12 protein-coding genes are annotated in these 13,534 nt (G+C 38.6%); 7 read left to right on the plus strand and 5 right to left on the minus strand.

What is annotated here, in order from left to right; translation table 11 throughout:
* Positions 1–222: 222 nt before the first annotated feature.
* The 3 genes from R8N23_RS06510 to R8N23_RS06520 are packed head-to-tail and all read left to right on the plus strand — an operon-like array spanning position 223 to position 2,292.
* Positions 223–921: an SDR family oxidoreductase gene (locus tag R8N23_RS06510; protein ID WP_318170760.1), complete on the plus strand. Its 699-nt coding sequence runs from the start codon at positions 223–225 to the stop codon at positions 919–921.
* Positions 922–938: 17 nt separating this feature from the next.
* On the plus strand, positions 939–1,106 hold the full coding sequence (locus R8N23_RS06515) for a Lacal_2735 family protein (RefSeq protein ID WP_318170761.1): 168 nt from the start codon (positions 939–941) through the stop codon (positions 1,104–1,106).
* A 43-nt stretch (positions 1,107–1,149) separates the two neighbouring features.
* A complete protein-coding gene (locus R8N23_RS06520; RefSeq protein ID WP_318170762.1) occupies positions 1,150–2,292 on the plus strand; it encodes a deoxyribodipyrimidine photo-lyase in 1,143 nt (380 codons plus the stop codon).
* Positions 2,293–2,386: 94 nt separating this feature from the next.
* On the opposite strand, the gene R8N23_RS06525 is transcribed toward R8N23_RS06520, so the two are convergent.
* Complete coding sequence (locus R8N23_RS06525) at positions 2,387–2,563, minus strand: hypothetical protein (RefSeq protein WP_318170763.1); 177 nt, start codon at positions 2,561–2,563, stop codon at positions 2,387–2,389.
* Positions 2,564–2,699: 136 nt separating this feature from the next.
* Here R8N23_RS06525 and R8N23_RS06530 point away from each other — a divergent pair, with 136 nt between their 5' ends.
* From R8N23_RS06530 to R8N23_RS06540, 3 genes are all read left to right on the plus strand, one after another.
* The gene (locus R8N23_RS06530) at positions 2,700–3,050 is read left to right on the plus strand and encodes a DUF2200 domain-containing protein (RefSeq protein ID WP_318170764.1); all 351 of its coding nucleotides are present in this window, start codon (positions 2,700–2,702) and stop codon (positions 3,048–3,050) included.
* 203 nt (positions 3,051–3,253) lie between these two features.
* Complete coding sequence (locus tag R8N23_RS06535; protein WP_318170765.1) at positions 3,254–7,759, plus strand: PAS domain S-box protein; 4,506 nt, start codon at positions 3,254–3,256, stop codon at positions 7,757–7,759.
* A 157-nt stretch (positions 7,760–7,916) separates the two neighbouring features.
* The gene (locus tag R8N23_RS06540; protein ID WP_318170766.1) at positions 7,917–8,666 is read left to right on the plus strand and encodes a GIN domain-containing protein; all 750 of its coding nucleotides are present in this window, start codon (positions 7,917–7,919) and stop codon (positions 8,664–8,666) included.
* 293 nt (positions 8,667–8,959) lie between these two features.
* Here R8N23_RS06540 and can read toward each other — a convergent pair whose 3' ends face one another.
* Both can and R8N23_RS06550 read right to left on the minus strand, forming a co-directional pair.
* The gene (can, locus tag R8N23_RS06545) at positions 8,960–9,598 is read right to left on the minus strand and encodes a carbonate dehydratase (RefSeq protein ID WP_318170768.1); all 639 of its coding nucleotides are present in this window, start codon (positions 9,596–9,598) and stop codon (positions 8,960–8,962) included.
* Between the two features lie 3 nt (positions 9,599–9,601).
* Positions 9,602–10,114 (minus strand): hypothetical protein, encoded by a 513-nt coding sequence (locus tag R8N23_RS06550; protein ID WP_318170769.1) that lies wholly within the window; start codon positions 10,112–10,114, stop codon positions 9,602–9,604.
* A 180-nt stretch (positions 10,115–10,294) separates the two neighbouring features.
* Here R8N23_RS06550 and R8N23_RS06555 point away from each other — a divergent pair, with 180 nt between their 5' ends.
* On the plus strand, positions 10,295–10,999 hold the full coding sequence (locus tag R8N23_RS06555; RefSeq protein WP_318170770.1) for a Crp/Fnr family transcriptional regulator: 705 nt from the start codon (positions 10,295–10,297) through the stop codon (positions 10,997–10,999).
* A 125-nt stretch (positions 11,000–11,124) separates the two neighbouring features.
* Here R8N23_RS06555 and R8N23_RS06560 read toward each other — a convergent pair whose 3' ends face one another.
* Both R8N23_RS06560 and R8N23_RS06565 read right to left on the minus strand, forming a co-directional pair.
* A complete protein-coding gene (locus tag R8N23_RS06560) occupies positions 11,125–12,318 on the minus strand; it encodes an IS4 family transposase (RefSeq protein ID WP_318170771.1) in 1,194 nt (397 codons plus the stop codon).
* Positions 12,319–12,412: 94 nt separating this feature from the next.
* Positions 12,413–13,477: a LacI family DNA-binding transcriptional regulator gene (locus tag R8N23_RS06565; RefSeq protein ID WP_318170772.1), complete on the minus strand. Its 1,065-nt coding sequence runs from the start codon at positions 13,475–13,477 to the stop codon at positions 12,413–12,415.
* Between the last annotated feature and the right edge of the window lie 57 nt (positions 13,478–13,534).

Below are 13,534 nucleotides of genomic sequence, written 5' to 3' on the forward strand. Positions count from 1 at the left end.
GCATTCCGGTACTTATTCCAAAAACTACTGTGAATTGTACTAATACGTCCTCTTGTCGTCCAATTCTTTGTTTAGTCAAATTATAAAATACGCCAACAAGAGTCTGAAAGAATGAGAATCGAATAATGAGAGATTTTAATTCAATGTCTTTAATGTCTAAGAAAATAATTAAAAAGCTGAACAAAAAAATATTTCATGCGTTAGTTTGAAAAAACTTAACAAATGAAAAATATTTTGATCATCGGTGGAACTTCAGGAATCGGTTTGGCGGCGAGTCGGCTACTGGCAGATTCTGGCCACACTATTTTCAGTACATATAACAGCAACGAGAAGCTGGATTCTATTGAGAATGTATCCAGGTTTAGGTTGAATGTGTTGGAAGATGAATTGGATTTTTCTTGGTTACCAGATCAGTTGGATGGCTTGGTCTATTGTCCTGGTGCTGTCAATGTAGGCCCGTTCAACCGTCTTTCTCCTCAGAGCTTTCGAGAGGATTTCGAATTGCAAGTCATTGGAGCAATAAAAGTGATTCAAGCAGTTTTAGCACGTTTACAAAAATCTGATCATTCAAGCATTGTATTGTTTTCGAGTGTAGCAGCATCTTTGGGATTCAATTTTCATAGTCAGGTATCCACATCAAAGTCAGCATTGGAAGGCTTGGCTGTTTCCTTGGCTGCTGAATTTGCACCGAAAATCCGCGTGAATGTCATTGCTCCTTCCATCACCCATACGCCTTTGACTGAAAAGTTTTTGAATTCGGCAGAGAAAGTTAGAAATAATGAAAAACGGCATCCACTTCAAACTATCGGACAGGCTGAAGATATAGCGAAAAGTGTCGGTTTTCTGCTTTCAGATGACAGTAGTTGGGTGACTGGGCAGGTTTTGTCTGTAGATGGCGGATTGTCAAAAATTAAATTATAAACTAAACCACTATAAAAATGTTTGGATTTTTTAAGAGTAAAAAAGAGAAATTAGAAGAGAAATATGCGCAGTTGCTGAACGAGTCGCATAGGCTTTCGATTATTAATCGATCAAGAAGTGATCAAAAATATGCAGAAGCACAAAAAGTGCTTTTTACTATTGAAAATTTAGACAAAGATCAATGAACATGCTTTGAATCCTATTAGAAAGACATAACCCTACTGCCATATGAAAAAGTCACTTGTATTATTCAGTAATGATCTAAGGTTGAGTGATCATCCTGTTTTAGATTATGTAACCGCACAAGGCAAAGACTACGTTCCGGTGTATTTGGATTACAACGATTCATTTTATTCCTGCGAGTTTTTTGAAATCAACTTAACCAAAAGAAAATTTATCTCGAGTGGCATTGAATACTTAAAGAGAAAACTCTATTTGGTGGATAAAGAGTTAATCATTATCAATCAAGATCATAGGCAGGCTTTGGTGGATGTATTGGTAAGTCACGGATGTAAGCAAATTCTTATATCTCGAAATACAACATCTCCATTAAATAATCTACTAGAGTCAATGGAATTGATGCTGTTAAAGAATAACATATTCATCCATTATTTTGATTCAAACTATTTGATTGATCTTCAGGATTTAAGCTTCCCTATTCGAAACTTGCCATATAGTTTTAATGAGTTTTGTACTAAAATCAAGGGTGTGAAGTTACGGTCAGCCGAAACAGACCCCCTGGTTCCAGAAGGCGTTTTGGAAATTTTGGATGATGTGAAAAAGGAGTCTGTTCCTGTATTACATCCTTATAAAACCAGATTGAATAATCACTTCTCTAAGTTTCTACCTTATTTATCGAGTGGGGTAGTTTCACCTGCTGAACTCATAGAAGCAGTAAAGCATCAAGCCTCAATAAGTACTGTTTTCGATGCAAAAGCCCTTAAGATTCTAACCAAGCAGCTGGTCAATTTGGATTTTATCAGGGCTAGTATTCGAAACCTTATGCCTGTTACATTTGATGAAGTTGATTTATCATCTAATCAAGTGGCTCAAGTTGAAAATTGGATAGAAGGAAATACAGACAATGACATGATTAATGCCATCATGCATAAGCTTAAAGAAACTTCTGTGATATCATTGACTTCTAAAAAATTAACCATGCTCTATTATCTGAAAGTGTTAAATCTTCCAGCATATTTTGGTTACGAGTATTTTCAATCTCAATTATTAGAATTTGATAGTAGCTTAAATATGTATCTGTGGAAACAATACGATGCTGCTCAATTAGATCACGAAGATTTAATAGAAGAAATTGCTACTCGAAAAAAGCAATTAGATCCAGAGCATTCCTTTGTTGAATTCTGGGCTTAGGTTTTATCCTTATTTCCAAGTTCAACATTCGCGGCGTAAACGCATAGGCTAAAAACTACAACACCCACTATAAATATAAATTCGCTAGTGATAATCATGTGTCGTCAGCGTTTTTTCCAATGAGTTTGATGTAATTGGCGCAGCATATAATAGAGGGCACCCAAAGGCCTACGAAAATCCCAGCCTCATTCTGACCGTTGAACCATAAAGAAACGGAAAGGAGAAAAGAGACAAATGCTGCAATAAGAAATATTCTATCCGACTTTTTCATGCCTCAAAATAATAAAGATTTGTATTACGTCTACTTGATTTGCTCTTCTTCAATAGAAGATGCTTTGATTTAAGACATTGTTTAGCTGATAAATCCTTACTAAGTTTAATCATCTATAAGTCGAGTTATCAGCTAAATGACCAAACACCGCATCTATACTATGAGCTTTGCTGGAGTCTATCCGCACTATGTGACCAAAGCAGAAAAAAAAGGGCGTACAAAAGCAGAAGTAGATGAAATTATCTACTGGCTAACCGGATATGATCAGGAGGGCCTGGAAAAGGTGCTCGAGAGTAAAACGAATTTCGAAACTTTCTTCGCCGAAGCTCCAAAGCTCCATCCCAATAGAAAACTAATCAAAGGGGTAGTCTGCGGTATCCGAGTAGAAGACATCGAAGAGCCGCTCATGCAAGAAGTCCGCTACCTCGACAAACTCATCGATGAATTGGCCAGAGGCAAGAAGATGGAGAAGATTTTGAGGGTATAACCCCATTAAATAGATCCTGTTTTATAGAAACACATTCAAGTTTTAAAACACATTCCGGAGCTTTTTACTTTGGAGCAATGTGAAATTTTTAGGGAGAATAATTTTGTATATTAGTGCTAATGCTTAGCATCAAGAGAAAATTATGTAGGCTTATTATAATATTTCTTTCACTATTTAATCTATTGGGTAGCGGCAGAATCTTGATGGCTAAGCAAGTCAATGCCATCTCTGAGGAAGTTGGATATTTGGACAGCTTGGCATGGAATTTCAGGAAGATTTATCCTGATAGCACCCTCTATTTTACTCGATTGATTATTCAAAAGTTGTCAGAAACTGCTGATAGCAATCGAATTGCGAAGTATTACAATTATTTAGGTATTGCCTACCATTACAAAGGAGACGGTCTGGCTTCTTTCGATTATTACGAAAAGGCAAGACAGTATGCCCAGAGTCATAAGGATACGATTCAACTTGGTCATTCAATGAACAATTTAGGCCGATTTTTTTCCAATCAGGGCGATTATACTAGAGCCATAGACTATGGCAAACAAGCATTGGAAATTTTCGAGTCTCTCAACGATCAAGACGGCATCGCATATGGATTAAAAAGGCTCAGCGAAATGTATTCTGCTCAAGGATATTATCGAGAGGCTCTTGTGGCGACAAAGCGAGGGTTGGATATTCGTATTAAATATTTTGATAAAAAATCTCAAGCAAATGCGCACGTAGACCTGGCGCAAATCTATGCTACCCTAGATAGCATGGATCAAGCTTTTAGTCATTATGATTTAGCTAAGCAAAAAGCACTGGAGTCTCAAGATGTTACAACTACAGTAAATACGTATAGAGGGCTTTCAGCTTTGTATATCAGAGCTGGACAATACCAGAAGGCGGTCGATCAAGCATGGCTTTCAAAGGAAGAAGCGATGAAATATGCAAATCAAGACTTGATCAATCGTGCCTTGTTACAGTATGGTAAAGCGCTTTTTTATAATGATATGTATAAGGACGCGGAAGAGCAATTGAAGGAGTTTATTTCCCGTTCACAACATTCAAATCTATTAGAATTTCAAAAGGAGGCCTATTTCTACTTGGCTGAAATTCACGCGGATCAAGGCGAAGGTATGGAGGCGTATGCTTACCAGCGGAAATACATAGACATTGGCAATCAATTAAATAATTCTGAAGCAATTAGAGCCTTAGATAGCCTGTTGTATGTCGTTCAATTAGAAAGACAAAATCAGGAGAATAGAGTACTAAAGATAAATGAGGAGAAAAACGAAGTGTTGATTGCTGCTCAAAAAGTGCAATCGTATGCTCTTATGGCGGTTCTTACTTTGATGCTGATTTTTCTGTTTTCCTTTTGGAGAACCTCGAAAAGGCGTAAACAACTCAATGAAGAGCTGAAAGAAAAGAACCAAGGGATAAAGTCATTGAACGAAGATCTGGTTGAGCAGATTTCCAAAAGCAAAGCCCTGGAAAACGAGCTGATCATTTCTAATGAAAAGACTCAATCTATTTTAAATTCTAGTTTAGTTTCTACAATCGCTATAGATCTGGATGGCATCATCACCGATTTTAGTAAAGGTGCTGAGATTTTACTTGGATATAAGGCAGAAGAGGTCGTTGGGAAAGAAACACCAGCTATCATTCACGATAGGCAAGAAGTAATTCGAAGAGGAAAGGAATTGTCCAAAGAGTTAGGGAGGAAAATAGAAGGAATTGATGTCTTCATTGAAAAAGCGTCAAGAGGTGGATTTGAAACCCGAGAATGGACTTATATAAGAAAGGATGGATCGAAATTTCCGGTACAATTAACAGTCAGTGGCTTAAGAGGTAGTGAAAACACACTTAATGGATATATCGGTGTGGCTACAGATATTACCAGACTCAAGGAAGTAGAACAGTCACTTCGAGAGGCGAATATAAACAACGCTCATTACAAGAATATTTTCGAAAATGTAGAAGATATTATTTACGAACTCGATCATCAGGCAAGGTATCTATATGTCAATCCCCCTACTTTGGCGCTTTCTGGATATAGCAATGAAGAACTACTTGGAAAGAAATATCTGAATCTAGTGTATGAAGAAGATAATGATGCTGTAAAGCGTTTTTATGCTCGGCAAGAGAATGAAAGGACGGATGTCACCAGATATGAATTTAGAATAAAGTCAAAATCTGATCCCATTTGGATAAGGCAAACTACCAAGATGTTTTTTGATGAGAATGGAATGTATCGAGTGTTAGCGGTAGCACAAAACATATCAGAGATTAAAAATCTACAGGATCAATTGAGACATCAGGCTGAATTGTTTGAGCTAGTATCAGAAAACTCGAAAGATTTGATTGGTCTTCATCATTTGGACGGGTCATTCGAGTACATTTCTCCTTCCGTAAAGTCTGCGCTGGGCTATGATCAAGAAGAATTGATTGGGAAAAACCCAGAAGTGTTTATCCACAAAGACGATTTGGATGAATTGAAAAAAGGTGCCTATAAAATGGCTCGAGCTGGAAAATCTATTTCAAATTTAGAATATCGATTCCGAAAAAAGAGTGGTGATTATTTATGGTTTGAGGCGCATGCTTCTCCCATTCTAAACGACAACAAAGAGGTGATTTCTTTTCAGACCTCTTCTCGTAATGTTACATCTAAAAAGGAAGAAGAAGCTAAGGTAAAAAGATATCAGATGGGTCTCCAATTGATCAATGATTTGGCCTCTGAGACAAGTTTGAATTATGATCAATTACTAGAAAAAGGAATCGAAGTAGTTTGCCAATATTTGGACTTGCCTATAGGAATTATAAGCAAGATCGAAGGGGATAATTATACGGTAAAACATTTTTATGCTCCATCAGAAGCTGGTCTTAAGAAAGGACAAGTTTTCAAATTCAAAGAGACCTATTGCAATATCACCTATCAAAATGATGGCGTAACGTACATTTCAGATATGAGTAGGTCCAAGTACAAAACGCACCCATGTTATGAGCAATTCAAACTTGAATCCTATATTGGAAACCATATTCAGGTAAACAATGAGAAATATGGGACTGTTAATTTTTCGGCCCCAGACAAAAGAAGACAAAATTTCGATTCTCTAGATGAGGATTTTATTTTACTTTTTGCCAATTGGGTAGAGTCGGTAATATCTCGCCAAAGGATTACCAGTAATTTGATCAATGAGAAAGAGAAGGCAGAAAAAGCATCACAAGCCAAGGTCGAATTCTTATCCGTGATGAGTCACGAAATTCGAACACCTCTTAATGGCATAATTGGACTGACCAATTTGCTTTTGAACGAAAACCCACGAGCGGATCAGATTAAAAATCTGAACCTTTTAAAATTTTCAGGAGACAATTTATTGGTTATCATCAATGACGTGCTCGATTACAATAAAATTGAGGCTGGAAAAATAACCCTTGAAAAAACAGATTTTAATTTGTTTAGCCTGATGTCGAGTATCCATCAAACAAATCTGCTGAAGACAAAGGAGAAAGGTTTCGATCTAATATTAGACTATGACAAACAACTACCAAAAGTTTTTCAAGGAGATCCAGTGCGAATTGGTCAGGTAATCAATAACCTGGTTTCTAATGCTATCAAATTTACACAAAAGGGTCATGTCAAGCTTGCTGCCAGATTCATCAAATCCCGAAAGAAAGAAGTCGACCTGAATATCAGCATATCAGATACCGGAAAGGGAATAGCAAAAGAAAATTTCGAAAAGATATTTGAAAGGTTTTCTCAAGAGGAGGAAAGCACCACCCGAAACTATGGAGGTACAGGTCTGGGACTTTCTATCACTAATAAGCTATTAAGTTTAATGGATAGCCAAATAGTGCTTACCAGTCAATTAGGGGAAGGATCTACTTTTTCTTTCAACATCAACCTGCCTATAGGGGACGAAAAACAAACGAAGCAAATTGACTCTACTAATAATGAGCTTAGAAATTTGGAAGCCTTTAATATAAAGGTGCTCGTCGCTGATGATAATGATCTAAATTTTATGATTGCTCAAAAATATCTGGCACAATGGGGTGTGGTAGCCGAGCAGGCGCCGGATGGATTGATTGCTGTGGAGAAGGCTTTGAACAATCACTACGATCTAGTGCTCATGGATTTACAGATGCCAAATTTAGACGGATACGATGCAGCTAAAAAGATCAAATCCAAAAAGAAATCTTTACCTGTTCTTGCTTTGACAGCATCTGTACTGGAAGAGGTCCGAATAAAAGCCAAAAAAGTGGGAATGGATGATTTTATAACCAAACCAGTTACTCCGCAGGAGTTGTTCTCAAAGTTAGTCGAGCACATTGCATTAGACTTGGAATCTCAAGATGCAATTCCACTTGCGCCTTTAGAAAATAAGACCCCCAAGAATATTAGAGATGCATTTGAGCAAATCTCTCTAGGAGACAAGATTTTTAAGAGTAAGTTGATGCAGTTGTCAGCAGATAGCATGAATGAGTTTCAGAATGAGTTTGTTGAAGCATACAAATCTATGGATGTAAAAAGGGCAGAAACCATAGTCCATAAAATGCAGGTCACCTTTTCAACTATGCAAGTAGATGAATTCAAGCAGATGGTTGATCAGGGAGTTGACCTAATCTCATCAGGAGAGGCGAGTAGCAAAAGTGCGTTTCTCAAGAAGATTGAAAAAGAGTGCCAATCAATTTTAAAGGAGCTCCAAGAAGCGCAAGAATCGTAAGCTTTAAATCTCTTAATTCATAATTAAAAAGGGTTTTGCTCATCATTATCTAAAGTGGTTCTCTCTTCAATAAAACCCTGTTGATTTTAAAATTGTATAATATTTAGATTAGATTGTCGTTAGCCAAGAAAATTATTTACATCAACCTCTATTAATTATGAAAAACACCATCGTATTATTCGCATTTCTTATCGCTTCCTGCAGCACCCCACTATTTGCTCAACAGGAAGTAGAGAGAGCATTAGGAGAATTTAAAGCCGTGTCCGTAGACTATGGTATCCAGGCAGAGTTGCTCAAGGGTACTTCCAATAAAGTGGTCCTGGTCATTAATGGAACTAAGGAGAATAATGTCACCTCTGAGATGGTAGACGGCGAGCTGCTTTTGACATTTAAAAACACCAAGAAGCTAGAAGGGGTATCTGTTAGCGCCGAAATATATACTGCGAGTGCTATAGAAGGAATTACCGTCAGCAATAAGTCCTCTCTCAGTGTGAAGGATGTACCAGCGGCCAGTAGTTTGAAATTAGTAGCAACGACAGGTGCTAAGCTAGATATGACCGCTAAAACCCAATCGGCAATCGTGTCCGTAGGTAGATCAGCAAAAGTACAACTGGCCATGGAAGCGACTAAATTAGACGTCACCACCTCCGGAAAAGGAAAACTAGAGATTACGGGTAAAGCAGAAACGCTAAAAGTAAATTCGAATACATCGGGCGTGTACAAAGGCTACGGTCTACAATGCAAAACCCTAACAGCGCAAGCGCATGGCAATGGCCGCGCCGAGGTTTCTGTTTCTGATTTGATAGTAGCCAATGTTGTAAGTGGTGGAAAAGTGATTTATAAGGGAGATCCGAAGCTGAAAGTAAATGCCACCAGCTCTGGCACCGTCGAAAAAGCGGAGCAATGACATTAGTACAGGAGGAGTAAAGAGGCTGTCTCAAAAGCCCAATGCTCCCAAATTTTGTCACATTGAGGCACTCGAAATGTCCACCTGCGGTCAGCAGCAAGGCTTCGAGGACCTCAGCCTGACAGTTTCCTTGGCTTTTGAGACAGCCTCTTTAATTTCACACCCATTCTTGAACCTGTTTCGTGATCTACTTCTATGGGCAGATTTGTCAATAGTAACTTATTGGCCTCCACTTCACGAGGAAGTTGGTTTCGCGCAGCCAGGAAAGGTCTTGACGAAAAGTAATTTTTGTGCTAATCCAACCCGGAAAATCGATAGATGGGTTCTAGCTGATCGATACTTTCATATTTGCAATTCAGATCCTTAATCTTACCGTTGTGCAAAGAATATACCCAGCCATGGATTTCGAGCTCTCTGTTTTTCCATGCTTTTTGAATAAAGGATGTTTTTGCCAGATTATGAACTTGCTCAATGACGTTGAGTTCTACCATCCTATTTTCACGCTCGTTTGCATCCGGTATTTCATCCAGTATATGCTTGTTGTTCTGATAGATGTCCTTCAGGTGAGCCAGCCAACGGCCTACTAAGCCCACGTAAGAATGATCCATAGCTGCTTTCACTCCACCACATCCATAATGTCCACACACGATTACGTGCTTGACGTGGAGGTACTCAACTGCATATTGCAACACGCTGAGCATATTGATGTCAGTGTGTATTACCTGATTGGCAATGTTTCGATGCACAAAGACTTCACCAGATTCGGTCTTGGTGATTTCATTGGCGGGCACTCGGCTGTCCGAACATCCAATCCATAAGAATTCAGGCTTTTGACCTTTAGCCAGGTTGGAAAAATAATTAGGGTCCAGGGATAGTTTTTCTTTCACCCATTGTTCATTTCCTTTGATCAATTTTTCATACGAGGCTTTCATGGTTTAGATACGTTTAGATGAAGTAGTTAATAAATCTATTGGAGTCAATTCTTTATGCTCATCGATAAAAATGCCATCACATTGTAGTTCGCCGGATTCGATCTTTGAGCCCAGAAACGGAGAATTTAGCAGTCTCTGGCCTTGAGTTTTCATGAATAGCTCAGATAGTACTCGAATCCTTTCTGAGTGCTCTTCGATAGGTAGTAAATCTTCTATGTGATCAAAATAAAGGTTGTTCAGCGTTTGTTCAACCGGTGTATCCTTGAAGTGATTGCCTGAGATCACGGCGTCCAAAAAAGTACAGCCACAAGAATTGACTATGTAAACCTGATTGACGTTTTCTTGGTCTATCAACTGTGAAACCTCTTCATATTCTTCAATGGAGCCATATAAATACTCTCCTCCCAGCGCACTGAGGAAAAGAATGTCATGACCGAATTCTTTCTTTATTAAGTGCTCAATATGACATTCAGGGCATACAATAAAAAGTGGCTTCTTTAATTTTGGCAATTCCATATCGGACTATATTAAAGATTGGATCCGCACATGGGCAATGTGTATTCGGATCCAATGCTAAATGAGAAATAATACAACGTGATATATGTCACAAATATACGGATATATATCACTACAATACTAGGTCTGATATTTTTTTCCGTTCTTCATATTCCGTTTGTTTGTAAGAAATTCTTCGATATGAAAAAATTGCTTGTAAAATTTGATTTCAAGAGTGATTTCTTACTTCGTGGCTTGACTAAACCTCAAAAGGAAAAGGTGATCGAATGTTTTGAAACCATCACGTTCAAACGAGGAGACCTGTTGTTTTATGAGGATGGTATCCCAACCGGTGCATTTTATATCACAGAAGGAAAGGCCAAGAAGTACAAGAAGGTGATAGACAACCAGGAGCAAATTTTTTACATCTATAAGAAAGGCGATTTTTTGGGCTATCATGCCCTATTATCCGATGAACGGTACCAGGATTCTTGTGAGGCACTAGAGCCGCTGACTGCCCGGTTTATAAGCAAAGAAAACCTACTTCAGTTAATGGAGGACATCCCGTCTATGAAATCAGCCATGATCCAAAACATGGCGCATGAGTTTGGGGTATTGGCGAATACCATTGCGGTGCTGGCGCAAAAAGCACAAATGCCTCGTTTGGCACTTTTTCTTTTGATATTAGACAATCGCTATGATGGGCAAGGAATTGAATTGTCGCGTCAGGATTTATCCAATTTGATAGGAGCTACCCGAGAGAGTGTAGGAAGAATGCTGAAGGAGTTTAGGGATGCAGGCCTGATTAATATAAGAGATAAAAAAATTTTCTTGTCTGATCTGTCCGGCCTCATCGATAAAATCGAAATGCCCATGAAAATCAATAAACATCTGCTTGGCGAATAGTCCCGTCCGCCTAGGCTTGCAGGGAGGGGCATAGGCTGGAAGTAAAGAAGTAAAGAGGTTACTCGAAGTCAATCCTGTCCAAGTGGTTTTGAATATGTAGTAATGCGGGCCTTAGCCTCCGATATTCAGCCACTTTCTTGAGGTATCTCCCTTATAAAATTGAATGATAGTTGTTGACTGGCATCTGGGCATGTAAACCCTTCTGGGATGAAAGGCTGATTGAGCCATTTGAACAAGTCTATTTTAGATAGGATTGCGATTCTGATAAAGCTGATCAGATTAGCTAGTGACCAGTTATATTTTGCCTTGATTTTAAGGTATTTCAGGATCAGCATGGCCAGCATTGCGGTCCATAGCTGGATCAATACTGCATTTGGGCTTGTACCAATAAAGGTTTTGACTTTCAGATGAGTTTTGATATCTCGAAAGAATATTTCTATTGACCATCTCTGTTTATAAAGCTCAGAGATGGTTTGTGCTGTCCAAGTCTTTTGATTGGTTAAGAGTCTGATAATTTTCTGATTCACCTCATCCCAGATCTCTACAAGGCGCAGTGGCCTTTGATACACTTTTCTTGAATTTGGGCTCAAATTTATCTTGGCGTCTTTCATAATTGGCATTTTTGTTTTGCTACAACTGGCAATTGTTTCCAAAGACACATCGTCTCTACAACGGACTACAAAATTCAGTCCCTGCTCATGCCAGTGTTGCAGGAGTTTAAAGTCAAGAAAACCCCTGTCTGCCACTACTACACTGCCTTTGGGCATGCTAAATTGCCTGGCAGCAGGAGCTTCATGCTTTCTTCCATCAGTGAAATACATATATTGAGGCCGGCAGTTGTCGTAATCCAAGAGCATGTGCAATTTCATCGCACCCTTACATTGTCTGTAATGTGCCCAGTCAAATACTTTAAGGCAGACACCTATCAAACTGGCATCTAACATAAATATCTTCGCCTTTATCCTGCTTAACTTCCTGCGGTCTTTACGATTACCCTGTTCAAACAGCCTTTCCTTACATTTGAGATAAAAATCTCTGAATAGCTCCCAACTACGATGTGTATTTTGATAGCTCAAAGTAGATCGTTTTACTAGGTGACTGATGCCCAGGTGATTTAAATTTCCTTGTGCCGACATTAGTCCATTGCAAATATCACGAAGCCCTTCACACTTGGTAAATTGACAAAATACCATTGCAATTAGCTGATGCCAGCTATCCAGACCTTTGCTATGCTTATTGGAATTATGCTGTCCAACTAATTTATCGAAATCTTCTCGTGGAAGTAGCCCAACTATTTGAGCAAAAAGTGTCATATTCATATCGGCAATTGATTTTATTTATCGCTAAATAAATCTAACCCACTTCGGTGGGTTTGCCACTTTTTCTGAAAATCCGTCTTGGACAGGATTGACTTCAAGTAACCTCTTTACTAGTTTGTTGTATTGAATTAAGGGTTTTGACTGATGACTTTCTAATGATTAATTCAGTGTCTAGCGTTTGAGTCATATGGATAATTGTTTTACCATTTTCAATCTTATCAATTTGATCGAATAAGGTTTGAGCAGCTAACACACCCATATCAAACCCCGGTTGTCGTACTGAAGTGAGGGGTGGCTCTACCGCAGCCGCCATTCTCCAATCACTAAATCCAACCACAGCTATATCACCTGGTATTTTTAGTCCTTTTTCTTTGATGGCTTGCATAACACCTATGGCTACATTGTCGGTAGCCGCAAAGATGCTATCAGGAAGAGTTTTTTGATTGAGCAAATCAATGGTAAACTCATATCCTTCTTCTTGGGATACTTTTTTACAGACTCGTATAAAGTCTGCATTGTATGGTAAACCAGCATCTTGAAGCGCTTGTCTAAAACCATTAAACCTTTGGATTGAATTCAATGGTTTGAGTGGCCCTCTGATGTAGGCGATGTTGGTATTGCCCTGATCTATCAAATGTCGGGTGGCGTCATAGCCTCCTTTAAAATCATCAACGACCACTTTAGAACCTTTCGCTTCTGCCAGGACTTTGTCAAAATAAATGATTGGCACATCATTTTTTTCAAATTCTGATAAATGATCTAGGTTTTGAGTTTCATTCGAAAGTGAAATAAGCAAACCATCTACTCGGCCGTTGAGCATGACTTTGGCATCTCTTGACTCTCTTTCCAGAGATTCGTTAGATTGAAAGAGCATTACACTATATCCTTTTTCATCTGCCACTTCCATAATGCCACTGATCACCGTCGAAAAAAAGTGATGTACTATCTCAGGTATCAGTACGCCAATGGTGAACGATTTATTTTTTCTTAGGCTAAGTGCAAATTGATTTGGTGTGTAGTTAAGCTCTTTTACCAGGTTTAGCACTTTCTGCTTGGTTTCTTTACTAATGTCAGGATAGTCTTTCAGTGCTCTAGAGACTGTCGGTACACTTACACCCAACATTTTTGCTATGTCTTTTAAAGTAACCTGGCTTCTCATGAGAGTCAAGTAACACAATTATAGGGAGTTTAACAAATTTAGTAATCACTATTTAGA

Source organism: Reichenbachiella sp., assembly GCF_033344935.1.
GTDB lineage: Bacteria > Bacteroidota > Bacteroidia > Cytophagales > Cyclobacteriaceae > Reichenbachiella.